This is a genomic window from Streptomyces sp. NPDC096012 (assembly GCF_040426375.1).
In the GTDB taxonomy this organism is placed as follows: Bacteria; Actinomycetota; Actinomycetes; order Streptomycetales; family Streptomycetaceae; genus Streptomyces.
This window is the reverse complement of the sequence record NZ_JBEOTD010000018.1, coordinates 50,422-76,063: the sequence shown is the minus strand read 5'-3', so window position 1 is coordinate 76,063 and position 25,642 is coordinate 50,422. Positions and strand designations below refer to the sequence as shown.

Genomic DNA, 25,642 nt, shown 5'->3' with positions numbered 1-25,642 from the left:
CGCGGTTCCGTCATGTGCCGGCCCTTATCGGGTCAGGGTCACGACGTCGGAGGACTTGAGGACGTGTCCCTTTTCGTCCAGCGCTTTCACCTGGAAGTACGGTCCAGGAGCGTTCGTTGTGATGGCTGTCTCGAATCCGGACCGTGGGGCGTGTCTGACAACGACCGACAGCAAGTGGGGGTCGGCCCCGGCGAGTACCCGCCATGCTCTGGTCTGTGTCGAGCCGTTCCAGGAGGCGTAGACGACACTGTGCCCGCCGTCGGACCGTGCCGCGGCACTCGGTGGGTAGTACGGTGTGCCGATCCATTCGTTCCGGAACGCTCGGTACGAGATGTCGGAGCCCGGCTGCTTCGCGTCGTAGAGCAGGTTGTGCGAGCCGTTGCCCTGGGTGTTTCCCGCACCCGTGTACTCCGAGTAGTACGGGCTCTGGCCCCATCCGATGAATTCGTTGCCGTTGGGGAGGGCCTGGGTGTTTCCCTGGGTCGGCGACTCCAGCGGCGGCTGGTGGTAGTAGGTCCTGTCCACGGTCGCCTTCCGGCTGCGCACGTCGAGGTTGAGGATCAGGCCGTGCGACACCTGTTCGGGTTCACCGTCGGGCAGGTCGCAGCAGCCGTCGTCGAACATGCTGATCCGGTTGCCTGGCCGGAACCGGGCATCGTGCTGCCAGTAGAAGTCCGCGTTCGGGCCGAAGGTGAAGTCGCTTTTCTTTCCTCCGATCTGATAGCGGATCTCCCCGGACCTCTTGGTGACGTCGTAGATCGCCCACATGTTCCGGGCCGAGATCAGCAGCCGGCCCTCAGAACCCTCGTCGACCGAGTTGATGTGAAACGCGTCCCACACCCCGTCGGACGATGACGCACTGGAGACCGGCTCCTCGGAATCCGCGGGGTCCAGGTGGTCGAGTGCGTTCCAGGAGAAGAGAAGTCTGCCCGTCGCGAGGTCGACCTCCTGGATTTCGCTGTTCTCGATGGAGCCGTTCTTCGGGCCTCCGTACCGTGTGAGATCCATGGGCACGGGCTTGGATGCAATGAACAGCGCGGTACCCCGGCGGGTCAGGGTGAACTCGTGCTCGTCCGGGTAGTAGCCGTGATGCGCGAACACCGTCTTGAGCAGGCGGTAGTGGGTGTCGTAGATGTAGTAGCACCCGCCCGGTTCGGGCGCGCCGGCCGGCAGGTTCGTATACGCCGGTGGGAGGGCGAGGCTTCCCTGCCACCAGGTCAGCACCGGTCGTCCCCGGTCCCTGCGGGTGGGGTAATAGGTCTGGACCTTGAAGTCGGCATTCTGCAGATTCGTGGAGGGTAGCGGGCGGAACCAGACCGGATCACCGGAGTTTTCGTTGATCAGTGCACCGGTTTGGCCGACCATCTGGTCCGCACTGAACGGGGCGACGAAGATGTCTCCGCGAGCCGTCCCCCGTTTGTTCGCCGTCACGCTCACCCGCATGGGGTGAAGGCCCGGCTCGGAAACGAAACTCCACACATCGCTGCCCGAAAGGATCGGGGGCGGAGTACTTTCCGACGGAGGGAAGGGCTTCGTCGCGCACAGGCGGGACGCGTCCCCTTGCGGGGTCGTCGCGGCCGAGGGCACGCAGTTTGCGAGAGCGCACCCCGCAGCGAGCACGCAGGCACCGACGGTGCGGCGGGTCCTTCTCCGTGTCCGGCGAGACCGCGGCTCTCGCGTCGTCATTACCGACCTCCTTGGTACCCGGAATTCTTCTCCGATGGCGGCCCCGCTAGTCTTCAACCGCTCCATCCCCTTCACCCCTCCGGCCCGTAAGGGCGCACATGGGGATGAGTTGTCCCTCGGGTGAAGATAAGCAGCAAAGGCCGACTGTGTCGGCTCAAGGCAACTCAGGTAGGCCATTCGGCAGGCGTGGTCTCACCCGGACATGCGACAGAGCCATCGCAGGACCCGTCAGGCCTCTCCTACGCGACGGAGATCTCTGGATCCGGCACATAGCAATGCCGAGGAGCAACGGTCGCGGACAAGGCCGCGGACGGCCCGCTGGCCGAGGGCGTCGGAACTGCTCGGTGGCCGGCATCTACCGGGTTCTCGCCGAACACGCCAAGCGCCAGGCGCAGGCTGCGGACCCATATCGAAGCAGCTCCCGGTCGTGATCAATCTCAGCGCTACTTGCTGTACCTCAACTATTACCGACGCCAATTGCATCGGATGCGAATAGGCGACACTCGTCCTGGAAGCTGGCCGGAGCTGCACGGAAGCGGTCCGAGCAGGGTTGTTGGCCTCGGAGTCACGGTAGCGGTCTTGTTGGCGGCCATCTGCGGGCCTCACTCCATCGAGCGATTGAACTGCGAAGACTCCCCCGAGTCGCATCTGATGCGAAATTCTCGCGTCAGAGCGGCCGCTGCCCCTCCCCGGCCCCCGTCATCGCGAAGGCACTCGGCTATCACGACAGGACCTCTACCCGCCCGGTCACCGTGGCCGGCGGAACCTGGAGCCGATACGCCCCCGGCGGCCACTAAGGAGTGCACCCCCGATGGGGCCACGTGCCGGTCAGCCCCGCTCGAAAGGGTCCGCATCGCAGCCAGCCGCGGAAGGACTCTCACATGACAACGTTTGACGAGCTCACTGCCTGGGCCCGCGCGCTCTCCGTCGCGCGGGGTCAGCGCACCCGTCGAGGTGGATCAGCGGCACCCGCCGTGCGGGATCACAGTGTCACCCGCCGTGCCGGATCAGTGGCAACGCGAGGCCGTCGCGGTGTCGTGCCGGTGCCAGACCGCGTCGACCACCCTGCCGTCGGGCAGGGTGTGCCGGCGCGGCGCCGCGTCCGGGACGAGACCCGCACGCGTCAGGGCCCGACGGCTCGCGGCGTTCCCGGGTTCGGCGCCCGCCCGGACGGTCGTCAGCCCGACGTGGGTGTGGGCGAGGGCGAGCCCGGCGCGGAACAGCTCCGCACCCAGCCCCTGCCCTCGGCAGGCGGGCGCCAGCCAGCCGCCCATCTCGCCCGACGCCGGCTCCAGTTCGAGTGCCCCGGCATAGCTGAGGTCGGACCTGCGCACGCAGACCAGGAGCATGGGGTCGTCGGCCCCGGGCACGAACGGCTCGGCCAGCTGCCGCGGGACCCGGCGGCCGTCGTCACCGGCGGGCCGCCGGCGCAGCAACGCCCTTCGGACACCCGGATCGGGCAGCACCCGGTCGGCCTGGGTGCCGAGCCATCGCTGCGCCTCGGCGTCCGCGCAGGCGGCGAGTGCCGCCGCCACGTCGAGCCGGTTGCGCGGTGTGAACAACAGCAGCCGTTGCGTGGTGAGGACGTGCCGGTCCGCCGTGCACCGCCCGGGCACCGGCAGGCCGGGCGCGGCACGGCGTCGGCGGATGAGCGACCAGACCATGAAGCCCTCGCAGCCCCGGCGGAGCGGCTTGCGCGGCGGACCCGGAGCCTCGTGGGGGAGGCGAGCCGCCGACGGATGCGGACGGCCCGCATCAGCGGTGAATCTAGCGTGTGGCGGGCCCGGCGTCGTGCCGCCGGGGGGCGTGGGGGGCCATTCGGCCCGCCTGCCCCTGCGAACCAGGCTTGGGCCGGGTGCGGGTCCAGGACGGGTCGGCGGCCGGGACAGGGCTGAGTGCGATGCGGTGCATGGGGATTCCTTCGGACGTAGTGGGGGGTGGTCCGTGGGGCTGCGGTGCCGGGAACGGGGCGGGTGGGTGATCCGCCCGGACGCCCCGGGTGCGGCTCCCGGCCGGTGGGGGCGTCCCCCCGGCCCGGCGCCCGGTGCGTCGGCCGGGAAGGCCCGGGAGTGCACCTGACGCGGGGCGGGGCAGGGCCCGCGCCGGGTGCGCGGAGCCGCCGCCGTCCTGGCCTCGAGCCTCAGTGGCGGAGGGCGGCGGCCGGGGTGGGGAGCGGGGTCCCGGAGGCGAGCCGGCCGGGGCCGTGGGGCCCGGGGAGTCGGCCGAGGCGCTCGCCTCCGGGTGGTCTGCGCACTCCGGCCGCGACCGGCCACGGGTGCGGCCGACCGGCGGGGTCCGCCGCCCGGCAGGGCCGGCCGCTCCCGCCGGGGGCCCGGCGGGAGCGGCCCGGGTCCCGTGGGGACGGGGTCGGGTGTGCGCAGCCCCGTGGGGACGGGGCGGGGTGTCACCGGCCCGGGGGTGGCGGGCCGTGGTGTCGGGGGGTCCGGTGAGGACGCTCCGTGGTGTCCGGGCGCCGGGTCGGGCATGGCACCGCGGGCCGGCACGCGAGGGCTCGTCCCGAGGGTGGTCGGTGCGCTCTCCGGCTCTCGGCCGGTCGGTGCAGCGGTCGGGGGAGAGAGGGCGGAGCCATCGCCGTGCGCCTTTCCGGCCTCGTGCGTGTGGGGGTGTCGGATCGGCCGGCCGCTCGAGGAGCGGACGACCCACCGCCTCCCACGAGGCCGTGGTGCGGCCCGGTCTGCCCAACCCGGCCGCGCCGCCTGCTCCTTGGATCGCCCGGTGCAGTGCCCCCACTGTGGCACCTGCCAACTTCACCCCGCAACCGGCAAGTTGAAATTTGCAAGTACTCAGGTGCATGCTGCTCGGGCCAGAACGTGATCGAACGACCGACCACGAGCGACCGTTCGCGAGGCAGTTCCTGTGGGGGGTGGGGGCGTGACCGCGGAGACCGACTGGGGCGGCGCCCCCGCCGTCCTGCGCATGATCCTCGGCCGGCAACTGGAGGAGCTGCGGACCCGGGCCGGTCTCGACTACGCCGAGGCGGGCGCCGCCATCGGGGTGAGTCATTCCACGATCCGCCGCATGGAGGCCGCCAAGGTGGCCCGGCTGCGCCTCACGGACGCCGAGAAGCTGCTCCAGGTGTACGGCGTCACCGACCGGCAGGAGATCGACACCTTCCTGCAGTCCGTGCGCGAGGCCAACAAGCGCGGCTGGTGGCACACCTACCGCGACGTGATGCCCGACTGGTTCGCCGCCTACCTCGGCCTCGAACAGGCGGCGTCGCAGATCCGGGTGTACGGGAACCAGTTCGTGCACGGCCTGCTGCAGACCGAGGACTACGCGCGCGCCCTGCTCGGCGCGGCCCACCCGCACGCCTCCGCGGAGGCCACCGAACGCCGGGTCGCGCTGCGCATGCGCCGCCAGGAGCTGCTGGCCAGGAAGGCACCACCGCGGTTGTGGGTGGTGATGGACGAGACCGTGCTGCGCTGGCCGGTCGGCGGCCCCGAGGTGATGCGCGCGCAGATCGACCGTCTCATCGAGGTCAACCGGCTGCCCCAGGTGACCGTCCAGCTCATGCCGTTCGCCAACGGGCCGCACCCCGCGATGCGGGCGGGCGCCTTCGAGGTCTTCCGGTTCCGGGTCCCCGAACTGCCCGACGTCGTCCACCTCAACGGACTGGTCGGGGCCGCCTACCTCGACAAGGCCGAGGACGTCGTGGTGTACCGCGAGGCCTTCGACCGGGTGGGCGCCCAGGCCGCGCCCGCGCGCAGGACGGAGACCCTGCTCGGCGCGATCCGCAAGGAGTGGTGACCGTGCCCGCGGTGAGCGGCCCCCTCGCCACCGACCCCTCGTTGCGCGAGTCCACCCCCGAATCGATGGGAGACACGGCGTTGCCCGACAACGGATGGCCGGCCGACCGTATCGACACCGAGAACGCCCACTCCGCCCGCATCTACGACTACATCCTGGGCGGCAAGGACTACTACCCCGCCGACCAGGAGGCGGGTGACGCCATGTCCCGGGAGTGGCCCGCCCTCCCGGTCCACATGCGGGCCAACCGCGACTTCATGAACCGCGCCGTGCGCTGGCTCGCCGAGGAGGCGGGCGTACGCCAGTTCCTGGACGTCGGCACCGGCATCCCCACCTCGCCCAACCTGCACGAGATCGCACAGGCGGTGGCCCCCGGCTCCCGGGTCGTCTACGTCGACAACGACCCGATCGTGCTCACCCTTTCGCACGGCCTGCTCGCCAGCGCCCCCGAGGGCCGTACCTCCTACATCGAGGCCGACTTCCGCGATCCGGCCGCCATCCTGGACGCACCCGAGCTGCTCGGGACCCTGGACCTGAGCCGCCCGGTCGCGCTCACGGTCATCGCCATCGTCCACTTCATGCTCGACGAGGACGACGCGGTCGGCGTCGTACGCCGGCTGCTGGAGCCCCTGCCCCCGGGCAGCTGGCTGGCCATGTCCATCGGCACCGCCGACTTCGCCCCCGAGGAGGTCGGGCGGGTCGCCCGCGAGTACGCGGCCCGCAACATGCCGATGCGGCTGCGCACCCTCGCCGAGGCCCACGAGTTCTTCGAGGGCCTGGAACTGGCCGAACCGGGAGTCGTCCAGGTGCACAGGTGGCATCCCGACGGCACCAGCGAGAAGGGCATCCGCGACGCGGACATCGCGATGTACGGCGCTGTCGCCCGCAAGCCCTGACAGACCCGGGGCCGGGGTCCGCACCCACCTCCCGGACCTCGGCCCCGTCCCGGCCGTACCCCGCACCCCGTACGACGCACCGGGCGGGCGCCCGGCCGCTACCGTGAGGCCCATGTACACCACCCGCGTGGTCCGGCACGTGCAGGCGTCCCCGCACGCCGTCTACCGGCTCCTGACCGACCCGGAAGCGGTCGCGGCCTGGCGGGTCCCGGCCGGCATGACCGCCCGCGTGCACACGTTCGACGCCCGCGAGGGCGGCTCGTTCCGGGTCTCCCTCGTCTACGACGACCCGGGCGGCGCCGGGAAATCCGGCGGACGCACGGACACCTACCGGGGTCACTTCACCCGGCTGGTGCCCGGCGAACTGGTCGTCGAGGTCTTCGCCTTCGAGACCGGCGACGAGGTCCTGCGCTCCATCATGACCCTGACGACGACGCTCACCGCGGCCGGCGGTGGTACGGACGTGGAGATCCGGCACGACGGCGTCCCCGACGCGATCCCCCGGCGGGACAACGAGCTGGGCACCCGGATGGCCCTGGACAACCTCGCCCGGCTCGCCGAGGGGCGGCGGCCGCCCGTACCCGAATGACCGAAAGAGAGAGGCAGGCCGTCCGGAATACGGCACAACCTTTTCGGCAATTCATGCGCCGTACTTTCCCGGGGAAGAACTGGAAAAGAAGCGGAACCGGTCCGCGGGAAATAGGGTCTTAAGATCCGTAGCAGGCCGGGATCAGCCCGGTCGAGAACAAACCGGGGGAATGAGACAGATGTCCGTCCGTAGTCGCAAGACCCTCCTGACCGCCGCGGCCCTCACCGCCGGCCTCTCCCTGGCCGCCGTCACGCCCGCCCTCGCGGGGGCCTCCGCGAGCCACGCCACCCGCGCCGCCGCCGTGTCGTCCGCCCAGGGCGACCCGCGCAACGCCACCCAGCACGTGGCCGACTTCTACGGCGCCTACATCGACGCGGTCTGGGCCACCGACGACCCCACCGCCGCGGCGAGCGCCAAGGCCCTGCGCGGCTTCTACCTCTCCGCCGCCGCCCAGAAGAAGGTCGCCGCCTTCGAGAAGAAGGAGCACGCCGACGGCATCCTGTTCGCGCAGAACGTGCCGGTGAAGTGGAAGGTGGCCTACACCGGCTCCGGCATGGGTCACGCCACCAACCGGGTCACGCTCACCTGGGGCGACGGACCGCACGCACAGGTCAGCCTGATCGACGTGCAGTCCGACCTGAAGACCCTGAAGATCACCGATCTGAAGCGGGCCGGCTGACCGGGGGATACCGGGCGTGGGCCCCGCCCCGCCCCATTCGGGGCGGGGCTCACCCCTGGCGGGGTGTCAGTGGTGTCGGCGCGGGTGGTAGCGCCGGGGCAGGGGCAGCCCGCGGTCGGCCATGAGCCGCCGTACCCGGTCGGGATAGTCGGTGATGACGCCGTCGACGCCCATGTCCATCAGTGCCGCCACCGTCGCCATGTCGTCGCAGGTCCACGGGACCACCTTCAGCCCGCGTGCGTGCGCCTCGGCGACCATCGCCGGGTCCGGGTAGAAACGGAAGCCGGGGTCGCCGACCTTGCCGTTCTGCGGGAAGCCGTAGTTGGGGGAGAGGGCCGTGACGCCGGGGATCGTCGCGGCCGCCCGGACGAAGTCGCCGCCGTAGTCGTCCGCGTCGATCCCTCCGAGCCACGGGGACGCGCCGGGCGGGCCCACCTCCAGGAAGTCGTAGTTGGTCAGCGCCACCAGCGGCCAGGCGGGCGCCAGCCGGTGCATCGCCTTCAGGGCGCCCCAGTCGAAGGACTCGATGGTGACCTGCCGTTCGATGCCCGAGCGGTGGATCTCCTCGTACACCCGGCGGACGAACAGCTCGCGCGGCGCGGTCGGTTCGGGCGCACCCGCCTCGACCTTGGTCTCGATGTTCAGCCGGAGTCCTCCGGGGTCATGACGACCCCAACTGGCCGTTCACGGGCACCGCGTACGCAAGAGCGACCTGCTCTATACCGCACGGCGAACCCTCCACACCGGCGCTGACCTGCTCACCGACAAGCAGAAGGACCGACCGGCGGCGCTGTTTGGGAGCGACGCTCACGTTGAGGCCGATGCCACGTGGGGGGTCTGCCAGCGGATGATCGCCGCCTGCCGCGAACCCGATCGGAGCAAAGGCCGAGAGTTGATGGTGAAGTTGATCAAGTCGCTCAGCCACGGCGTCCCCGGCGCGATGAGCGAGATCATCACGGCGGGACACCGAAGAAGCAAGCCACCGACGTGCTGGCCTACTCGAACGCCCCGGTACGTCCAACGGGCCGACCGAGGCCGTCAACGGACGGCTCGAACACCTCCGCGGCTCCGCCCTCGGATTCCGCAACCTCACCAACTACATCGCAAGATCCCTGCGGGAAACCGGCGCCTTCAGGCCACGACCACACCCTGGATTGTGAAGAGCCCCTAGTACTCCAGCCGTAGATCGTGATCATGGATGTGAAGGTCGCTCGTCGGTAGCCTGCGCGTATGGCTGAGACCTGGGACGAAGCGCAGTTGATCGCGGACGGCTTCGAGCGGGTGTACGCCGAGTTGGAGTGGCACGACGGACCGCGCGCCGGCCTTGCCGACATCGAGGGCAGACCCCACTACTTCCTGAACGACGACTACGACCACGCCGACGAAGCGGACGAGTACCGTGTCTGGCCCGCGAGCGAGGCCGCGGTGGATCTGGAGCGCGAGCAGTGGGCGATCTTCGCCAGGTGGAACGAACGCTATGAGGCAGGGTCGGTCGGGCCGGAGACTCACCCGGGCCAGGGCGGGCTCGACGCGCGCTACGACGAGCTGGCCCTGCTGCTGGCGCAGCACCGTCAGGCGCCGGACGACGCGAGGCGACGGGTGGGCGAGGTGCGCTTCGACGCCGGGGCCCGCTACCGGGTCGAGGGTCTGGACTACTGGTTCCGGTGGCGTCCGAGCAGGTGAGGCCGCCGTTGATCATTAGGTGTTGTGTGGACAACCAATGATCACTCGGCGACCTCGGACGCCAGCGTAATGCCTGCCCGCTGGCAGGAGGCCTTCGAGGGCCTGATGAGCCAGATCTCGGGCCGGTTCGCCCGAGTTGAACCCCGCCGCCGGGTGCGGCGGTTGGTCTCGGGGCTGCTGTCGGACCTGCCGCGCAAGAACTGCTGGACCCTGGCCGAGTACGTCGGCGACGCCACTCCGGACGGCATGCAGCACCTGCTCCACCGTGCGAAATGGGACGCCGACGCGATCCGGGACGACATACGCGCCTACGTCGTCGAGCACCTGCACGACACCGAGGCGGTGCTCGTGGTCGACGAGACGGGCGACCTGAAAAAGGGCACGGCGACCGTCGGCGTCCAACGCCAGTACACCGGCACGGCCGGCCGCATCGAGAACGCCCAGGTCGCCGTCTACCTCGTGTACTCCGCCGCGCGCGGACACGCGGCCATCGACCGGGCCCTGTACGTGCCGCACTCATGGACCGAGGACCCGGACCGTTGCCGGAGCGCGGGTATCCCCGAGGGTCTGGCCTTCGCCACCAAGCCCCAGCTCGCGACGCGCATGGTCGAGCGGGCCCTGGACGCGGGAACCCCCGCACGCTGGGTCGCGGGAGACGAGGTCTACGGCGACAACCCGCACCTGCGAACCGCCCTGGAACATCGCCGGACTGGCTACGCCCTGGCCGTCTCCAGCACTCACCCCGTCATCACCCACGCCGGGAAGTTCCAGGCCAAGACCCTGGCCGCGCGGATCCCGGAGCGGGCCTGGCAGCGGCTGTCGGCCGGAACGGGCGCGAAGGGCGAACAGTACTACGACTGGGCACAGATCGACATCCACGTCCCCGCCGGTCGGCCCGGCCACTGGTGCCTGGTGATCCGCCGCAACCGTCGCACCGGCGAACTCGCCTTCTACCGCTGCTTCTCACCCAGGCTGGTGCCGCTGTCGGAACTGGTGCGCGTCGCCGGGCGGCGCTGGACGATCGAGGAGACATTCCAGGCCGGCAAGGGCCTGACCGGTCTGGACGAGCACCAGGTCCGCCGCTGGACCTCCTGGCAGCGCTGGGTCACCCTCGCGATGCTCGCCCACGCCTTCCTTGCCGTCACCGCGGCCACCGAACGCCGCGACAGGCCCGCCCCCGACGGCCTGATCCCCTTGACCGGCAACGAGATCCAGCACCTGTTCGCGGCCCTGATCCGCCCGGTCCACGACCTCGCACACCGCCTGCGCTGGTCACACTGGCGACGCCGACACCAAGCCCGCGCCCGAGCCTGCCACTACCGACAGCAAGCAACTGTCCAGCTATAGAGGTTCCGTGTCCCCAGAGCGAGGGCGATATCGAGATGTCGCGAGGTCAGTGCCGGTGCATACTTCCTCACCGTGGAGATCATCACAGGCGAGCTTCGGCGCCTTCGATCTGGACCGGGCGCAGAGGATGACGACGAGCCCCGGCCGTTTCTCGTGCGCCTCCGGTTCACTGCCGAGGATCCGGCCCAGGTCATCGACAACGCGCGTGCGGTACTGAGGTGCGTCGTCTCCCAAACGGGTGATTGGCCGGCAGATGAGCTCTGGCCGCAACTGCTGCCAGCCTGGTTCATCCAGCGGTGCGCGCCCGAGACCCCGGAACCGGAGCACGGCGAGCCCTTCGACATGGAGGCGTGGCTGCGTCAGTGGCGCGCGATGACGCCAGAGGAGAAAGCGGCCGTCGACCAGGGGCCGTGGACGCTCTCGGGATGGTTGTACTACTTCGACCCGACCGAGGAAGGAATGGGAGACGATCGCAGCTGGTGGTGGTGGCACGCAGGAACCGACGAGTCGGGCGGCTGGGTGCAGGTGGCCACCACTGGCTGGCCCTTCGGCAGCGGTTCGCTGTCCTGGCTGATCGAGGCCAGCGGCGGCGTGGATCTCGTCTACGGGCCGTAAGCAGCGACTCGCCGTGATCGCGAACTACGGCTGGAGTACTAGACAGGGTTTCCCTCGTAGTCGTCCCCATAACCGGTCACTAGGGTCACGCCGCCTGCAGGCGTCCAGGCCAGTATTCCGTGCTGAAAATTACTCGACCGGTGGTCCGGGGGCCCGTACTCGTCCGAAGTCGGGTAGCCGAGCTCGCCGCGTTCCCAGCCCATGCTCGCCCATTTGTCGCGAATCGCCCCATGTACTTCCCATGCCCCGGTGTCAGGGGTCCAGTAGATCGAACCGTACTCGAAGTGGTTGTAGCGGCCGACCCCGTCGGGAGTTCCCGTCTCGTCCGTGATCGGATATCCAAGGAACTTCTCTCCACCCAACCGGGCCCAGTGGTCGCGGATGGCACCGTGCACTTCGTGCGCCCCTGTCTCCGGCGACCAGTCGATCGTGCCGTTCTGGAAGTCGCGCGAGCGCCCGCGCCCGTCGGGGTTCGGGCCCTCGTCGCTGCCCGCACCGGCATCCGCCGGCGCGCCGATCCAAGGGATCGTGGCCCACTTCTCGTCTATGGCAGTCATGTGCTCCGCCCTTTCGTCGGCCCCTTTTCGGGAGAGATCCCACCCTGAGAACTGCGCGACGATGAACTCGGTGTCATTCGGTTGGAACAGCCGAGCCGCCTCGATCGCCGACTGGGGGACGTTGAGGAATCCATCCCCGCGCGCTCCTCACAACGAGCCTTGAGCGACAACCGGCCCTACCACCCGCTATGAGCAAGCAGAGTCCGGCGGCTACGGTGCTGCGCTTCCACATCCTGGCACGCCGTGAATGAGCTGCGAGCTGCCCGGCAAGCGCCGCTGACATGCAGTCATGAGATATCTTCAGTATCGCCCGTACGGGTGAATCGGCAACCTGACGAACGACGGACTCAGGCCCCATTTCCCGCTCCAGCAGCGACTCGTGGGCGCGTACTGGCGCCGCACTTCGGCCGCGCAGAAACCAGTTTCCGCGGTGGAGCCCGCCATCGCGTCAGCGGGAAGCAGGTGACGTACGCGTGCAGTGCCTTGCGGCTCTCCGGCTCTTCGACCTCTGCGATCCTGCCCGGCAGCCGGCGCTCGAAGGTGGAGAGCCGCTCGGGCCGCCGCAGATTCTCGCAACGGCGCCTGGAACGGGCTACCTCATGAACTTAACTCAGGCACGAGGGGAGTTGAACGTACGCACGGCCGTGCGGGCCGCGCGGGGGCGGTGCGCCGCTGCCAGGGGGGAGTCGGCCGGCCTGGTGCGTCAGCCGGCCAGGTGCCCGGCGTGCGTCTCGGAGCCCTGCCGGAAGGCGTCGCGGCCGTGGTGGTGGCGGCGCCGCTCGACGGGCGTGCGGTGCAGCGCGATGAGCGCGGCGTCGTCGTCCAGCCGGCCGCCGGCGTGCGCGAGCAGGTCGCGTCGCAGGTGGTGCATGAGCGCCTCGGGACTCTCCTCGGTCCACCGCGCTACCCGCTCGGCGAGCGGGTAGAACCGGCCCTGGGCGTCCCGGGCCTCCACGACACCGTCCGTGTAGAGCAGCAGCGTGTCGCCGGGTTCGAAGGAGAACACGTCCAGGGTGTGCCCGGCACCCGGGTGCACGCCGAGCGGCGGTGACGGATGCAGGCTCGGGGCCGTGACGACATGGCCGGGGCTGAGCAGCAGGGGCGGGGGATGACCGCAGCTCGTCATGCGGGTGACCGGGTCGTGGTCCGGGATCTCCACCACCAGCGCGGTGGCGAAGCGCTCGCCCGCCTCCTCCGCCGGCTCCAGGTCCACCGTGTAGCGGCATACGCTCTGCTCCAGCGTGCCGACCAGTTCCGCCAGGGGGATGTCCCGGTGCGCGCTCTCCCGGAAGGCGCTCAGCAGCAGGGCGGCCTCACCGATGGCGGGCAGCCCCTTGCCGCGTACGTCCCCGATCAGGACGCGTACGACGCCTTCGCCGCGGGTCGCCGCGTACAGGTCGCCGCCGATCTGCGCCTCGTCCTCGGCGGCCAGATAGAGGGAGGCGATCCGCAGCGGGCCGATGTGCTCGGGCAGCGGCCACATCAGCACGTGCTGCGCGGCCTCGGCGACCGTACGGACCTGGGCCAGCTGGGCCTGCCGGCGGGTGCGCAGGGCGCTGTACAGGACGCAGAGCACCGAGAGGATGAAGAGGGTGATGATCTGCACGACGTGGTTCGTGGTGGCGATCCCGCCGTGGGCGACGCCGATGAGGATCTGGGCGCCCGTCGCCAGTGCTCCGATGGCCGCCGTGGTCCGCGGGCCGGCGAAGGACGGTGTGATCGCGGGCGCGATCACCAGGGTCGGGCCGAGGTGCACATCGGTCGGCGCCTGTACGTCCACCACCGTGATCACCACGATGAGCGTGATCGGGAGCAGCAACAGCGCGTGCACCGACTGCCACGGCAGCCCGCCCGCGGACCGTGGGGATCTCATGAGTACCAGCGTGCTCCCGGCCCCGACGGGCGGCCACTCGCCGTCCGCCGGGCGGCGCCGGACGCGACGCGGGGCACACGGGAAGAAAGGCGCGGGGCACACGAGAAGAAAGGGGAGCGGGCTTCCCGGGGCCTCTTCACCCCGAGCAGGCATTCCCAGCGCCTCTTCGCCCCCATGCCGCTCTTCGGCGAGCACGTCCTGGCCGGCACCGTCCACGCCCTCGCCCCGACGATCCGCTGCCGCTACGCGCAGACCGCCTTCGCCCGCGCCCGGCACTTCCGCCGCGACCACACCCGCTCCGCCCACGACGCCCTCCCGCACTGACGCGCAGCCGCCCCTTTCGGGTGGTGGACCGTGTCGGTGCGGGGACGCCGGGTACCCGTAGCTCCCCGGGGACCGGACCGGGGCATGGAGGGCGCCGTGAATGGAGAGGCGATGACGCAGGACGGGGAGGACGCCGCGCGGGCCAGGCGGCCGGAGACCGGAGGACTCCGCCTGGCCGCGGACGGAGTGGACCAGCAGGCAGGGCCGGCGCCGGACGCGCCGGCCCTGCCGCAGGACCGCAGCCAGGCGATCCTGGAGGCCACCAAAGAGATCGGTGCCCTCCTCAAACGAGCAGGCCACCCCTTCGCGCTGGCCGGGAGCGTGGCCGTCTACGCCCACGGCGGCAGCCGCTACCTCCAGCACGACGCCGACTTCTGCGTCCTGCGGGAAGACGCCGAGGCGGTGGCCGGCTCACTGCGCGAGGCGGGGTTCGCGGTGCGGACGCCGCCGGAGGACTGGCTGCTGAAGACCACCTGCCACGGCCAGAACATCGACATCATCTTCGACCTGGCGCACGAGCCCGTCACCAAGGACATGATCGACCGGGCGCAGTTCCTGCCGGTCGACTCCGTGCTCATGCCGGTGCTGTCCCCGACCGACCTGATCCGCAGCCTGATCAGCGCCTTCTCGGAGCACTACTGCGACTTCGGGTCGGTGCTGCCGGTCGCCCGGGCGGTCCGCGAGAAGGTCGACTGGGACGCCGTGCGGGCGGCCTGCGGCGACCAGCCCATGCCGGCCGCCTTCCTCTTCCTCCTCGAACGGCTGAACGTGATCGCCCCCCGTCAGGAGCAGCCATGACCGACGCAAGCCCGCCGACACCCTCGGTGGCGGCGAACCTGGACTACCGCGTCGCCCACCTCGCCGAGCGCCTCGCCTCGGGACACCTGGGCGAACTCGGCGTACGGCTGGAACCGCACGGCGACGCCGTCCTGCTCACCGGGACCGTGCCGAGCACCCAGTGCCGGGACGACATCCTGCGCACGGTCCGCGAGGAACTGGCGGGGCACCCGGTCCACTGCGACCTCCTCGTCGCCGGGACCTCCTCGCCCGACCGCGGGGAGGACCTGACGTGATCCGCATCGCGGCGGTCGGGGACATCCACATGGGTCCCGAGAGCCAGGGCACCCTGCGCCCCGCCTTCGAGACGCTGCCCGAGTGTGCCGACGTCCTGCTGCTCGCCGGCGACCTCACCCGCCACGGCACGCCCGACGAGGCCGCGGTCGTCGCCCGCGAGATCAAGGACCTCGGAGTGCCGGTCGTCGCCGTCCTGGGCAACCACGACCACCACGACGAACGGCCCGAAGAGGTCACCGCGATCCTCCGGGAGGCGGGCGCGCACGTCCTGGAAGGGGAGGCGGCCGTCGTCACCTGCGACGGAGCACGGATCGGGGTGGCCGGGACCAAGGGCTTCGGCGGCGGGTTCGTCGGCCGCTGCGCCGGGGAGTTCGGCGAGCCGCTCATGAAGGAGTTCGTCCGCTATACGCGCCGGTGCGCCGACGGTCTGCACGCGGCCCTGAAGAATCTGGGCGAGCGGGACTGCGACGTGCGGATCGCGCTGACCCACTTCTCACCCGTGCCGGACACGCTGGCCGGGGAGCCGCCGGAGATCTACCCGTTCCTCGGCAGCTACCTGCTGGCGGAGGCCATCGACACCGGCGGCGCCGACCTCGCCGTGCACGGCCACGCCCACGCCGGCACCGAACACGGCCTGACCAGCGGAGGCGTCCGCGTCCGCAACGTCGCCCAGCCGGTGATCGGCCAGGCCTTCCACGTGTACCACCTGCCGGCCGGCGGCCAGGGACCGCAGCCGCAGCCGCAGCCGCAGCCGCAGCCGCAGCCGCAGCCGCAGCCGTGAGCCGAGCCCGGGGCCGCCCAGGCGGGGCGGGGGTCGTGTCGGTGAGTCCGGGCGGTGCCGAGCGGGGAGGGGGCTCGGCGTAGCGGATTCGGGGACTCGGGGCAGAGCCATCGTGAGCCCGGGCGGTGTCGGACAGGGTCCGCGGCTGTGCCCGGGCTCCTGCCGAACGGGTCCCGTGGCAGCGACCGTGCGCACCCGGCCCGGCCCGGCGTCGGCGTCAGGCCGCCGTGAGCAGTGCCGCCCGGCCGGCCATCTCGCCGTCCTTCGCGGTCAGCGTCACCGGGACCGGGACACCGCGCCGGCGCACCAGCAGGCCCGCGCCGATCGACCCGGCGATGAGCAGTCCGCCGGCGACCAGGGCGCCGCGCGCCCCGGCACACTCCATCAGCAGCCCCAGCAGCGGCGGCCCTCCCAGGCCCCACACCGTGCCGATGCTGTTCCACACCCCGAGCACCCGGCCCCGCAGATGAGCGGGCGGATCGGTCTGCAGTACGGAGGTTCCCGCCGTGTCGGAGACGGACTCCACCACGGCCATGGGCAGCACCAGCACCAGCAGGACGGCCAGTGACGGCGACAGTCCGGCGACGACCTGGAGCAGAGCGCCGGCCGCCGCGAGCAGACCCACGGACCGCACCGACGGCTTGCGCAGCCGGGCGCCGAGTATCGCCCCGAGGATGCCGCCGACGGCCAGCACCGTGGAGACCGTGCCGAACGCCCCGGCACCGCCCGCGAGCGGGCCGGTGACCAGCACGGCGAGCGTGAGGCCGTAATTGCGGCCGAAGACGGAACTGATCCCCGTGATGCCCGCCAGCGCGACCAGGCGGGGCCGGCGCATGAAGAAGGCCAGCCCCTCCCGCACGGTCATCTCCGTGCCCGAGGGAACGGCCCGCGCCTCGGCCGGCGGTACCTGACCGGCACCGGCGGCGGGCCGCAGGAACGGTACGACCGACGCGACGAACAGGAACGACAGCCCGTTGGCGGCGTATGCGGCGGATGTGCCGAGGAAGCCGACGGCCACACCGGCCAGGGCCGTGCCGGCCAGCCGGCCCGCGCTGTGCACGAGCGAGCCGACGCCGATCGCGGAGGGCACGTCCTCGACGGGCACGAGATCGTTGCCGAGCAGTGCGCACGCCGGCCCGTCGACGGTCGCGATGAGGCCGGTCACGGCGGCCAGCGCCAGCAGCGCCGTCATGTCGATCCGGTCCATCGCCACGAGCAGCGCGGTGGTGAACGCCACCACCCCCAGCAGGGTCTGGCTGACGGCGACCGTCAGCTTCCGGGGCCAGCGGTCCACGGCCGCGCCGCCCAGCAGGCTCACGAACAGCGCGGGCGCCGCCTGCACGGACATCGACAGACCGGTCGCCGCGGCCGACCCCGTGATGTGCAGCACCAGCAGGTTCTGCACCGTGAGCTGCATCCAGGTTCCGGCGTTGGAGACGAAGTTCGCCGCCGACCACCAGCGCATCCCGCGGTGGCGCAGGGACCGCCACGGCGAACGGGAGGCGGCGGTACGGGACACGGACACGGGTACGGACAGGTCAGGGGCAGCAGACACAGGGGGGGTACTCGGCAGAGGAGTGGGAGACGGACCGGCGGAACCTCTGGGCCAGGCTGCGTCGCATGGCCGGGTCGCCTGGTCAGGGCATCGTCCATGCTTGCAGACGGGACGGGCGAGTCGTCGCCGTCGCCCCGGCCACCAGGGGCGCAGGAACGCTCAACTGACCTTCCCCGTTCGCTCCTTGGGCCCCCGCGTGGGGTTCCTCACAGGTCCCCGTTTGCCGGGTGCCGTACCTGGTTACGCGGAGACCCACACCACACCGAACGGCCTCGCCGAAGGAGGCGTGTGATGCGCGACGTACGTCACGGACGGACCGGGGTGCCGGTCCGCCGCTCACGCTCCGGAGCGCTCGGCGGCCGCCCCGTACGCACCGGCGAGGAGCCGGTCACCGCGCGCAGCGCCCTGCGCCTGCGGCAGCTGCTGTCCGCGGTCTTCCTGCCGGTGTTCACCGTGGCTACGGTCGCCTTCGCTCTCTGGGCGGCGCGCTCGGGCCCCGGCGACAGCCCGGGCACCGAACCGCTGGCCGCCCTCGCGGCGGTCTGCGGCGTCCTGGCGCTGGGGGCCGCGCTGGACCTCGTGGTGGTCACGGCGCGCAGGCGGCGGGAACGGGGCGAACGACGGTGACGCGCGGCCGACACCGTCGCTCACCGCCGTCACCCGCGACTGACACCGTCGCTCACCGCCGTCCTCCGGGGCTGACACCGTCGCTCCCGCCGTCACCCGCGACTGACACCGTCGCTCACCGCCGTCTTCCGGGGCTGACACCCTCGCTCCCGCCGTCACCCGCGGCCGGCGCACCTCCGCCGGGGGCGGAGGTGTCGCCCACCTCACCCGCACGCCCCTGTCCCCGACTTGGCCCCCCGATGCGCGGCCGAGAACCGGACATGCGGCCAAGAACCAGAGACCGCGACCGGGGAAACTCGCCTCTAGCGGTTGACCGCCCGCATACCCGCCTCGTCGTACCGCTCGCCCGACGCCTCCGGCAGCTCGGCGTCGATCCGGGCCAGGTCCTCCGCGGTCAGCTCGATGCCGACCGCGCCGGCGTTCTGCTCCAGGTAGGTGCGGCGCTTGGTGCCAGGGATCGGGACCAGGTCCTCGCCCTGCGCCAGCACCCAGGCGATGGCCAGCTGGGCCGGGGTCACGTCCTTCTCGGCGGCGATCTCCCTGACCTTCGCCGCCAGCCGCAGGTTCGCCTCCAGGTTGCCGTCGGTGAAGCGCGGGTTGTTACGGCGGAAGTCGTTGTCGTCCAGCTCCTCCGGGGAGCTGAAGCGGCCCGCGAGGAAGCCGCGGCCCAGCGGCGAGTACGGCACGAAGCCGATGCCGAGCTCCCGGCAGGCGGGCAGCACCTCGGCCTCCACGTCCCGCGTCCACAGCGAGTACTCGCTCTGCACGGCGGTGACGGGGTGGACGGCGTTCGCGCGCCGGATCGTCTCCGCGCTCGCCTCGCTCAGCCCGATGTGACGCACCTTGCCCTCGGCGACCAGCTCGCCCAGCGCGCCGACCGTCTCCTCGATGGGCACGCCCGGGTCGACCCGGTGCTGGTAGTACAGGTCGATGTGGTCGGTGCCCAGGCGCTCCAGCGAGCCGTGGACCGAGCTGCGGACGTGCTCGGCCGAGCCGTCCTGCCGGCCGATCGTGCTCATGTCGCCGGGTACGGCGTCGTCCATCCGGTAGTTGAACTTCGTGGCGATCACATACTCGTCGCGATGCCCGCGTATCGCCTCGCCGACCAGCGACTCGTTGGTGAGCGGTCCGTAGACCTGCGCGGTGTCGAGGAAGTCGATCCCGAGTTCCAGGGCCCGCCGAATGGTCGCGATGCCCTCCTCCCGGTCGGCGGAGCCGTAGAAGGCGGACATCCCCATGCATCCGAGGCCGATGGCCGATACCTGGAGGTCCCGCAGGCTGCGCTTCTGCATGGGGTGGGTCCTTTCATACACGCTCTTCGTCGTTCTCCGGGGCGCGAGGGCCTTCTTCCATCTAGCGACGGAATCCGGCACCCGGCATCCCGTGAGGGAGGCCGGGCCCGGTGGCCGGTGCGATGTCCGTGACGCTACGAGTTGAAGCGCGCTCGAAGTCAAGGCGCGCTGCGCGCCGGCCTACGGATTCAGCCGCACCGGCAGTGCCCGGCCAGGGCGACTCCAAGGTCTACCCGTGGTACCTGGTGCTCGATGCGGTCCAGGAGCTCACCGGCGAGTGACTTCCCCACCCGGGCCCCTGCCGGGTTCGGGACGACCCCGCAGTCGCCGTAGAGGACGGGCACGTCCATGGCGCGCAGCTCCCTGACGCTCCGCTCGAATTGGCGGTGCTGCACGTAGGCGGCATTCACGGCATGGTGACCATGGGGAATGTCCTTGCCGATGGCCTCGGCGACGACGCCCATCACGACGTCCCGGGTGTTGCCCGTCGCCCAGGCGTTGATCGTGCTGAAGGTGGCCGGCTAGGCCCGAGCCCGTGGTGACGAGGGGTCTTCACCACGGCGCGCCCGGCCCGAACGGTTCGAAGAACATGACGTCCAGCGGATGCAGGTCCCGGCCGGTCAGACCGGGGAAGCCGGATTCGGCGGGGCCGCCGCGCAACCACGTGAGCAGGGTTGCCGTGAAGTCGCCTGGCAGGGGTGGTCCTTGGTGGCAGTGGCGTGGGTTGACGGCTACGCGCCACGTCTCGGGCGGTCCGTCCGCGCGCCAGCCGATCTGGTCCCCGTCGATCGTCGACGCGAACGGCAGGAAGCCGCCGGGCTCGGGCCACGCGGGCATCGGGTAGTACTGGGGATGGGCGGCGCGCAGTTGGCGGTATCCGTCAAGCATGCCCTCGGCGGTGGCCGCGAGCCCCTGCTCCCGTGGCCGGCCCAGGGACAGTGGGGCGCTCATGTCCAGCCACCAGCTCCAGTTGCCCGCCCCGTACCGCTCCGCGAGCGCCACGAAGTCCGGCGGCAGCCGGGTGCCGAGCCGCTGGAAGACCTGCTCCCATGTGCCCTCGCCCAGGTACGGCTCCAGGGGCGGTGGAACCAGCGCCATGACGGCGTCGAGGCCCGAGCCCTCGGTGAGCGCCGCGTGCTGCCGCGCGTCCACGGCGGTGCCCGCAGGCGGTGGCGACCAGGGTGCGGCCCCGGCCAGCGGCGGCCAGACCCGAATCTGTGAGGACAGCGGGCCCAGCAGCCCGCCGGGCTCGCCCGGGTGCGGCACGCCGGTGCGCAGCACCGTGAACAGCAGCTCCAGGAACGGGACTTCGTAGTCCACCCAGGGCTCGCTCACCCCGACCGCCACATTCGTGGTCATGAGCGTGACCGGCCACTCGTCGGGGTCGTCCGACGCGCCCGTGTTCCAGAAGAGGTGGTCGCCGCTCCACGTCGTGGCGAAGGCGAGCAGGCCGCCCTCCTCGGGCAGGAAGGGGCGCCGACGCGCGGTGAACATGCTGGGCCGGATCGCCGAGTGCCGGTGCGTCTCGACGATCCATGCTGCGTAATCGAAGCGGCCGTCGGTGCTGACGCACGGGGGGTGCAGCCGGATCGCCGCACCCGGGCCGCCTATCTCGGCCGCACCGTACGCCGACACGAGCGCCTTGTAGTCACCGGGCAGCGGGGCGCCCACCCAGCCCTCGACCGCCGCCCAGTCGACGGCGGGCGCCGGGCCGGGCGGCGGTCCGACGAGACCTGTGAACGCGGTGATCCGCGCAGAGTGATCCACGGAGCCGAGGATGACATCCCCCACTGACATGGGGACTGGGACCTGGCACCGCTCGGGCGTCTGACCCGCCCACTGACTGATGCTTCGGCTGTCCTCGGGTCGAATCGCTCGGCTCCGGGCGGTGCCGCAGCGCGCGTGACCGGCCGGGCCACCATGACCTCATTGCCTCGCCCAACCCCCTTGCCCCGCAGGTCACAGCGTTAACGCAACGGTGTTGGGTGGCCGGCGCCACCGCGATCACATCCGCCTCCGGCCAAACGTCCGGCTCACCGGGCATTTTGTAGTCACTGCGCACCGGGTGGGCGGTCAGCTGTTCGAGGTCGGCCAGCTGGGGGGTGAGCCACTGCGCAGCGGTCGGTGTGAGGCCGACGCAGACGTCGAAGCCGAGGGCCTGTGCGTTCCCGATCACCGGCGCGACGTCGAGGACGGGCGGGGCCGCCGAGGCGAACGGATAGAGCACGCCGGAGGTGGTCGTCATGCGACTATCGACCACACGGCCGCTTCGGGTCAGGGCCGCAATCACCAGCCCCCTGGTGCTCCCGGAAGACCGCTGCGGGGCGGGCAACGACTGGGTGACGTCCGCCTCCCGGCGCTTCACACGGGGTGTGTTCGGAACTCCAAGCGAATATGCCAGCCGCACCCTACTGAATGCGGCATTCCGGTAGCAGGCTGATGCAGGCACCACCCGCCCCGTCGCGCCCCACAGGTCCGGAAGCCTCCCCGCGCGGCGGGGCTGAGTGCGTTCCGGCACGGTCGCCGCCTCAGGCGAGTACTAGTGTTTCTTTGATTTCATCCCGATGGCCGATACCCGGAGCTCCCGCAGGCTGCGCTTCTGCATGGGGGATCCTTTCATGCACGCTCGTTCGTCGTTCTCCGGGGCGCGAGGGCCTTCTTCCATCTAGCGACGGAATCCGGCACCCGGCATCCCGTGGGGGAGGCCGGGCCCGGTGGCCGGTGCGGTGTCCGTGACGCTACGAGTTGAAGCGCGCTCGAAGTCGAGGCGCGCTGCGCGCGGACCTACGGACGGAGCCGCACCGGCAGTTCGAACAGGTCGTTCTGGGTGACCACCGGCTTGTTGCGCAGCTCGCTCGCGGGCACCGCCAGGTCCAGGGCGGGGAACCGGGCGTAGAGCGCGGGGAGCGCCACGCCCGCCTCCAGCCGGGACAGGGCGGCGCCCGGGCACACGTGCGGGCCGTGACCGAAGGAGATGTGACGGCTCCTCGTCGCCCGGGTGATGTCGAACTCCCCGGCGCTCGGCCCGTGCGCGCTCTCGTCCCGGCCGATCGCGCCGTACGACACGATCAGCGCGTCCCCGGCCGGGATCACCTTGTCGCCGACCGGCACGTCCTCGGTCGCGAACCGGATCAGGACGTGCGAGGTGGGCGTGGAGAAGCGCAGGGTCTCCTCGACGACCGCCGACCAGTCGGCCTCGCCGGAGAGCACCAGGGCGCGCTGCTCGGGATGCGTGGAGAGGTTGACGACGGCGTTGACGATCAGGGAGATCGTCGTCTCGTGGCCCGCGGCCACCATCAGCTGCAGCGTGGAGACGATCTCCGCGTCGGTGAGCCGATCGCCGTCCTCCGAGGCGAGGATCAGCGCGCTGGTCAGGTCGTCCCCGGGCCGGGCCCGCTTGGCCGCCACCGTCTCGCCCATGATCTGGGCCAGCTCGGTGAGGGTCGCGATGACCTCCTCGGGCGGGGTCTGCGTGGAGAAGAACCTCTCGAACAGCACCTTCAGCCGCGGCAGCCGCTCCTCCTCGATGCCCATGAGTTCGGCGATGACGTACATGGGCAGCGGGTAGGCGAAGGCCGCCTTGAGATCGACGCTCTCCGCGTCCTCGGGCAGGGCGTCCAGCAGATCCTGGGTGAGGCTGCCGATCCGCTCGCGCATCCGCTCCACCCGGCGCGGGGTGAGCGCCTGCGCCACCAGCGTGCGCAGCCTGCGGTGGTCGGCACCGTCCACGGTGAGCATGGAGCGGCCCGGGTTGGCGAGACCGATCAGCGGCCAGTCCGCGGGTATCTCGCCGCGCCGCCAGGCACCCCACACCTCGATGTCCTTCACCAGACGCGGGTCGGTGAGCAGCGCCCTGGCCTCGGCGTGGTGGGTGACGGCCCACACCGGGACGCCGCCCGGCAGTTCGACGGCTGCGAGCGGGCCGGCCGCGCGCAGCGCCGCGCTCTCGCCGTCCAGGTCGGTGACGAAGGGGTCGAGCGCGATCCGGGATGCTTCGGTGCCGGTCGTCATCATGACGTGCCTCCCAGGGCAGGGGTCGGAGTACGGCGCGCGTCCGGGGGACGACCCCCGGGCCCCGGCGCGAAGCGGGCCGGCCGGGGCGACGCGGGATCAGAGGGCGGGCACGGGCGTGAAACGCACGGGCAGCGCGCCGAGACCCCGCAGCCAGGGCGAGGGCCGGCGGCCGAGGGACTCGGGGGCCACCGCCAGGTCGATGTCCGGCAGCCGGTCCAGCACGACCTCGATGCCGGTCCGCGCGATCACCTCGGCGATCTCCTGCGCGGGGAACGGGCAACGGTGCTCACCGTGACCGAAGGAGAAGTGCGCGTTGTTCCCGCCGGTCAGCGCGGAGGCGTCGGTACGCACCTGCGGATCGGAGTTGGCGCCCTGCAGCCCGAGCAGCAGCAGGTCGCCGGCACGGATGCGGCGACCGCCGAGGTGCGTGTCCCGGGCGGCCCAGCGGCCCGCCACGTTCTGCGTGGGCGTGTCCTCCCACAGGACCTCGTTCATCGCCTCGGCCACGCTGTGGCGGCCGCCGAACAGCGAGGCGGCGAACCGGTCATCGGTGAGCATCAGCCTGAGCGAGTTGCCGATCCAGTCGGCGGTCGGCTGGTGCCCGGCCGCCAGCATCACCATGAGGTCCTGCGCGATCTCCTCGTCGCTGAAGCCGCTGTCGTCGGCGAGCATCCGGGAGGCCACGTCCCCGGCGGGCTCCTTCCTCCGGTCGGCCAGCAACTGCGCCATGGACGTGGCCAGATGGGCCTGTCCGGCCAGGGCCCGCTCCCGGCCGTCGATCATGTCGTTGAGGGCGGTGACCAGCCCCGGGCCGTCCTCGTCCGCGAAGCCGTAGAGCCGGGCCAGGACCCGCACCGGCAGCAGCATCGCGTACTGCGTGATCAGGTCGGCCTCGCCCGCCGTGCACAGCGCGTCGATCAGCTCGTCGGCGAACCGCTCGGCGTGCTGCCGGAGTTCGGAGGGGTCCACCGCCTCCAGCGCGTTGCTGACCATCGAGGCGCGCTGCCGGTGCCGGTCACCGACCGTGTAGAGGATCGACGGCTGCCTGCGGCCGATCATCGGCAGCAGCGGCCAGTCGGCGGGGATGCTCTCCCACTGGTTCCACAGCTCGGAGTCCCGGCTGAACAGCACCGGGTCCCCGGTGACCTGATGCAGTTCGCGGTAGCCCAGCACCAGCCAGGCCGGCACGTCACCGTCGAGCAGCACCGGCACCACGGCACCGTGGTCGCGCCGCATCTCCCGGTACAGGCGGGCTGGTTCGGTCTGGAACCGCGGGCCGCTGAGCGGAACGGCGTCGGAGGTGGTCACACGAACTCCTGTCGGGGCAGGCCCGCCCGCGCGGACGGGTCGGCGTACCGGTCCTTCACGTGCTGGACGAGTGTGATCAGGACCTGCTTGGCGGAGGCGCGCGAGCGGGCGTCGCAGTCCAGCAGCGGCACGTGCGGATCCAGGTCGAGGGCCTCGCGGACGTCCGCGCCGGCGCGGACCGGCCCGCCGAAGTCGTTGCAGGCCACGATGAACGGCGTGCCGTGGTGCTCCAGGCGGTCGATGGCGTACCAGGAGTCGTCGATCCGGCGGGTGTCGACGAGGACGACGGCGCCGAGCGTGCCGGAGAACAGCCGGTCCCACAGGAACCAGAACCGCTCCTGGCCCGGCGCGCCGAACAGGTACAGCACGTTGTGCGCGTCCAGGGTGATCCGGCCGAAGTCGAAGGCGACCGTGGTGGCGGTCTTGCCGCGCACCTGGCGGATGTCGTCGACCGTCTCGCCTGCCTGGGTCATCGTCTCCTCGGTGTTGAGCGGACGGATCTCGCTGACGGAACGGACCAGGGTGGTCTTGCCGACGCCGAAGCCGCCGACGACCACGATCTTCAGACCGTTGTCGGCGGAGGCACCCAACGGGGTGCGGGCGTCAGAGGTTGCGGAGTCCAACGAGCACCTGCTCCAGGATGTCGGGGTCGGTTGTGGCCGGCGTGCGCGGATGACGGGCACTGACCCGGCCCGCCGCCAGCAGGTCGCACAGCAGCACCTTGGTGATGCTCACGGGCAGTCCGAGTTCGGCGGCGATCTCCACCACCGAGGTGGGGAACCGGGCCGTCTCGAGGATGGCCACGTGCTCCGACTGCATGCCGGCCACCGGTTCGGACTCCGCGACCACCAGCGTGACCAGGTCGAAGGGGTTGTCCGGGTCGGTCCTGCTGCGTCCCTGGGTGATGGTGTAGAGGCGGTCGGGGGCGTCGTCCCTGCCCGGACGGCTCATACCGGGAGGGTTCGGGCCGGGAC

At 71.3% G+C, this 25,642-nt stretch carries 24 protein-coding genes and 3 pseudogenes; 13 read left to right on the top strand and 14 right to left on the bottom strand.

Annotated elements, in window-relative coordinates:
* Positions 1–24: 24 nt before the first annotated feature.
* Both ABVB68_RS19180 and ABVB68_RS19175 read right to left on the bottom strand, forming a co-directional pair.
* Entirely contained in the window at positions 25–1,431 is a 1,407-nt protein-coding gene (locus tag ABVB68_RS19180) for an arylsulfotransferase family protein (protein WP_353602277.1), read from the bottom strand.
* 1,262 nt (positions 1,432–2,693) lie between these two features.
* Complete coding sequence (locus tag ABVB68_RS19175) at positions 2,694–3,350, bottom strand: GNAT family N-acetyltransferase (protein WP_353602276.1); 657 nt, start codon at positions 3,348–3,350, stop codon at positions 2,694–2,696.
* A gap of 1,228 nt (positions 3,351–4,578) precedes the next feature.
* Between ABVB68_RS19175 and ABVB68_RS19170 the strand changes: the two genes are divergently transcribed.
* From ABVB68_RS19170 to ABVB68_RS19155, 4 genes are all read left to right on the top strand, one after another.
* Positions 4,579–5,454, top strand: coding sequence for a Sco1979 family transcriptional regulator (locus ABVB68_RS19170; protein WP_353602275.1), 876 nt, complete (start codon positions 4,579–4,581; stop codon positions 5,452–5,454).
* An 80-nt stretch (positions 5,455–5,534) separates the two neighbouring features.
* Positions 5,535–6,350, top strand: coding sequence for an SAM-dependent methyltransferase (locus ABVB68_RS19165; RefSeq protein WP_353602328.1), 816 nt, complete (start codon positions 5,535–5,537; stop codon positions 6,348–6,350).
* A 112-nt stretch (positions 6,351–6,462) separates the two neighbouring features.
* On the top strand, positions 6,463–6,939 hold the full coding sequence (locus ABVB68_RS19160; RefSeq protein ID WP_353602274.1) for an SRPBCC domain-containing protein: 477 nt from the start codon (positions 6,463–6,465) through the stop codon (positions 6,937–6,939).
* Positions 6,940–7,117: 178 nt separating this feature from the next.
* Positions 7,118–7,618 (top strand): hypothetical protein, encoded by a 501-nt coding sequence (locus tag ABVB68_RS19155; protein ID WP_353602273.1) that lies wholly within the window; start codon positions 7,118–7,120, stop codon positions 7,616–7,618.
* 66 nt (positions 7,619–7,684) lie between these two features.
* Here ABVB68_RS19155 and ABVB68_RS19150 read toward each other — a convergent pair.
* Positions 7,685–8,269, bottom strand: a pseudogene (locus ABVB68_RS19150) (glycerophosphodiester phosphodiesterase family protein); the annotation flags it as partial.
* Positions 8,270–8,285: 16 nt separating this feature from the next.
* Here ABVB68_RS19150 and ABVB68_RS19145 point away from each other — a divergent pair.
* From ABVB68_RS19145 to ABVB68_RS19130, 4 genes and pseudogenes are all read left to right on the top strand, one after another.
* Positions 8,286–8,778: pseudogene (locus ABVB68_RS19145) on the top strand (transposase); the annotation flags it as partial.
* 70 nt (positions 8,779–8,848) lie between these two features.
* The gene (locus ABVB68_RS19140; protein WP_353602272.1) at positions 8,849–9,301 is read left to right on the top strand and encodes a hypothetical protein; all 453 of its coding nucleotides are present in this window, start codon (positions 8,849–8,851) and stop codon (positions 9,299–9,301) included.
* 105 nt (positions 9,302–9,406) lie between these two features.
* Positions 9,407–10,648 carry an IS701 family transposase gene (locus ABVB68_RS19135; protein WP_353602327.1) on the top strand — a complete coding sequence of 414 codons (1,242 nt, stop codon included), beginning with the start codon at positions 9,407–9,409 and terminating at the stop codon, positions 10,646–10,648.
* Positions 10,649–10,720: 72 nt separating this feature from the next.
* The gene (locus tag ABVB68_RS19130; RefSeq protein ID WP_353602271.1) at positions 10,721–11,263 is read left to right on the top strand and encodes a hypothetical protein; all 543 of its coding nucleotides are present in this window, start codon (positions 10,721–10,723) and stop codon (positions 11,261–11,263) included.
* 38 nt (positions 11,264–11,301) lie between these two features.
* Here the strand turns inward: ABVB68_RS19130 and ABVB68_RS19125 are convergent, their stop codons facing one another.
* A complete protein-coding gene (locus ABVB68_RS19125) occupies positions 11,302–11,820 on the bottom strand; it encodes an LGFP repeat-containing protein (RefSeq protein WP_353602270.1) in 519 nt (172 codons plus the stop codon).
* Between the two features lie 703 nt (positions 11,821–12,523).
* On the bottom strand, positions 12,524–13,693 hold the full coding sequence (locus tag ABVB68_RS19120) for a PP2C family protein-serine/threonine phosphatase (RefSeq protein ID WP_353602269.1): 1,170 nt from the start codon (positions 13,691–13,693) through the stop codon (positions 12,524–12,526).
* 174 nt (positions 13,694–13,867) lie between these two features.
* On the opposite strand from ABVB68_RS19120, the gene ABVB68_RS19115 reads away from it, so the two are divergent.
* From ABVB68_RS19115 to ABVB68_RS19100, 4 genes are all read left to right on the top strand, one after another.
* The gene (locus tag ABVB68_RS19115; protein ID WP_353602268.1) at positions 13,868–14,017 is read left to right on the top strand and encodes a hypothetical protein; all 150 of its coding nucleotides are present in this window, start codon (positions 13,868–13,870) and stop codon (positions 14,015–14,017) included.
* Positions 14,018–14,128: 111 nt separating this feature from the next.
* Entirely contained in the window at positions 14,129–14,815 is a 687-nt protein-coding gene (locus ABVB68_RS19110) for a nucleotidyltransferase family protein (RefSeq protein ID WP_353602267.1), read from the top strand.
* Positions 14,812–15,090 carry a BON domain-containing protein gene (locus tag ABVB68_RS19105; protein ID WP_353602266.1) on the top strand — a complete coding sequence of 93 codons (279 nt, stop codon included), beginning with the start codon at positions 14,812–14,814 and terminating at the stop codon, positions 15,088–15,090. The genes ABVB68_RS19110 and ABVB68_RS19105 overlap by 4 nt, the downstream gene beginning before the upstream one ends.
* Positions 15,087–15,872, top strand: a complete 786-nt coding sequence (locus tag ABVB68_RS19100) for a metallophosphoesterase family protein (RefSeq protein ID WP_353602265.1) — start codon at positions 15,087–15,089, stop codon at positions 15,870–15,872. The genes ABVB68_RS19105 and ABVB68_RS19100 overlap by 4 nt, the downstream gene beginning before the upstream one ends.
* Positions 15,873–16,089: 217 nt before the next feature.
* On the opposite strand, the gene ABVB68_RS19095 is transcribed toward ABVB68_RS19100, so the two are convergent.
* Positions 16,090–17,397 carry an MFS transporter gene (locus ABVB68_RS19095; protein WP_353602326.1) on the bottom strand — a complete coding sequence of 436 codons (1,308 nt, stop codon included), beginning with the start codon at positions 17,395–17,397 and terminating at the stop codon, positions 16,090–16,092.
* 321 nt (positions 17,398–17,718) lie between these two features.
* Here ABVB68_RS19095 and ABVB68_RS19090 point away from each other — a divergent pair, with 321 nt between their 5' ends.
* Positions 17,719–18,054 carry a DUF6343 family protein gene (locus ABVB68_RS19090; RefSeq protein WP_353602264.1) on the top strand — a complete coding sequence of 112 codons (336 nt, stop codon included), beginning with the start codon at positions 17,719–17,721 and terminating at the stop codon, positions 18,052–18,054.
* A gap of 302 nt (positions 18,055–18,356) precedes the next feature.
* Here the strand turns inward: ABVB68_RS19090 and ABVB68_RS19085 are convergent, their stop codons facing one another.
* From ABVB68_RS19085 to ABVB68_RS19050, 8 genes and pseudogenes are all read right to left on the bottom strand, one after another.
* A complete protein-coding gene (locus tag ABVB68_RS19085) occupies positions 18,357–19,346 on the bottom strand; it encodes an aldo/keto reductase (RefSeq protein WP_353602263.1) in 990 nt (329 codons plus the stop codon).
* A 188-nt stretch (positions 19,347–19,534) separates the two neighbouring features.
* Positions 19,535–19,813: a hypothetical protein gene (locus tag ABVB68_RS19080; RefSeq protein ID WP_503006181.1), complete on the bottom strand. Its 279-nt coding sequence runs from the start codon at positions 19,811–19,813 to the stop codon at positions 19,535–19,537.
* Positions 19,814–19,898: 85 nt separating this feature from the next.
* A complete protein-coding gene (locus ABVB68_RS19075; protein ID WP_353602262.1) occupies positions 19,899–21,113 on the bottom strand; it encodes an SMI1/KNR4 family protein in 1,215 nt (404 codons plus the stop codon).
* A gap of 172 nt (positions 21,114–21,285) precedes the next feature.
* Positions 21,286–21,591 (bottom strand): annotated as a pseudogene (locus tag ABVB68_RS19070) (HFCD family protein); the annotation flags it as partial.
* A gap of 539 nt (positions 21,592–22,130) precedes the next feature.
* Positions 22,131–23,357 (bottom strand): cytochrome P450 family protein, encoded by a 1,227-nt coding sequence (locus tag ABVB68_RS19065; protein ID WP_353602325.1) that lies wholly within the window; start codon positions 23,355–23,357, stop codon positions 22,131–22,133.
* Between the two features lie 99 nt (positions 23,358–23,456).
* The gene (locus ABVB68_RS19060; protein WP_353602261.1) at positions 23,457–24,668 is read right to left on the bottom strand and encodes a cytochrome P450; all 1,212 of its coding nucleotides are present in this window, start codon (positions 24,666–24,668) and stop codon (positions 23,457–23,459) included.
* Positions 24,665–25,291 carry a GTP-binding protein gene (locus ABVB68_RS19055; protein ID WP_503006180.1) on the bottom strand — a complete coding sequence of 209 codons (627 nt, stop codon included), beginning with the start codon at positions 25,289–25,291 and terminating at the stop codon, positions 24,665–24,667. Before ABVB68_RS19055 ends, ABVB68_RS19060 begins: the two co-directional genes overlap by 4 nt.
* Positions 25,272–25,619 carry a DUF742 domain-containing protein gene (locus tag ABVB68_RS19050; RefSeq protein WP_353602260.1) on the bottom strand — a complete coding sequence of 116 codons (348 nt, stop codon included), beginning with the start codon at positions 25,617–25,619 and terminating at the stop codon, positions 25,272–25,274. The genes ABVB68_RS19055 and ABVB68_RS19050 overlap by 20 nt, the downstream gene beginning before the upstream one ends.
* Positions 25,620–25,642 lie beyond the last annotated feature (23 nt).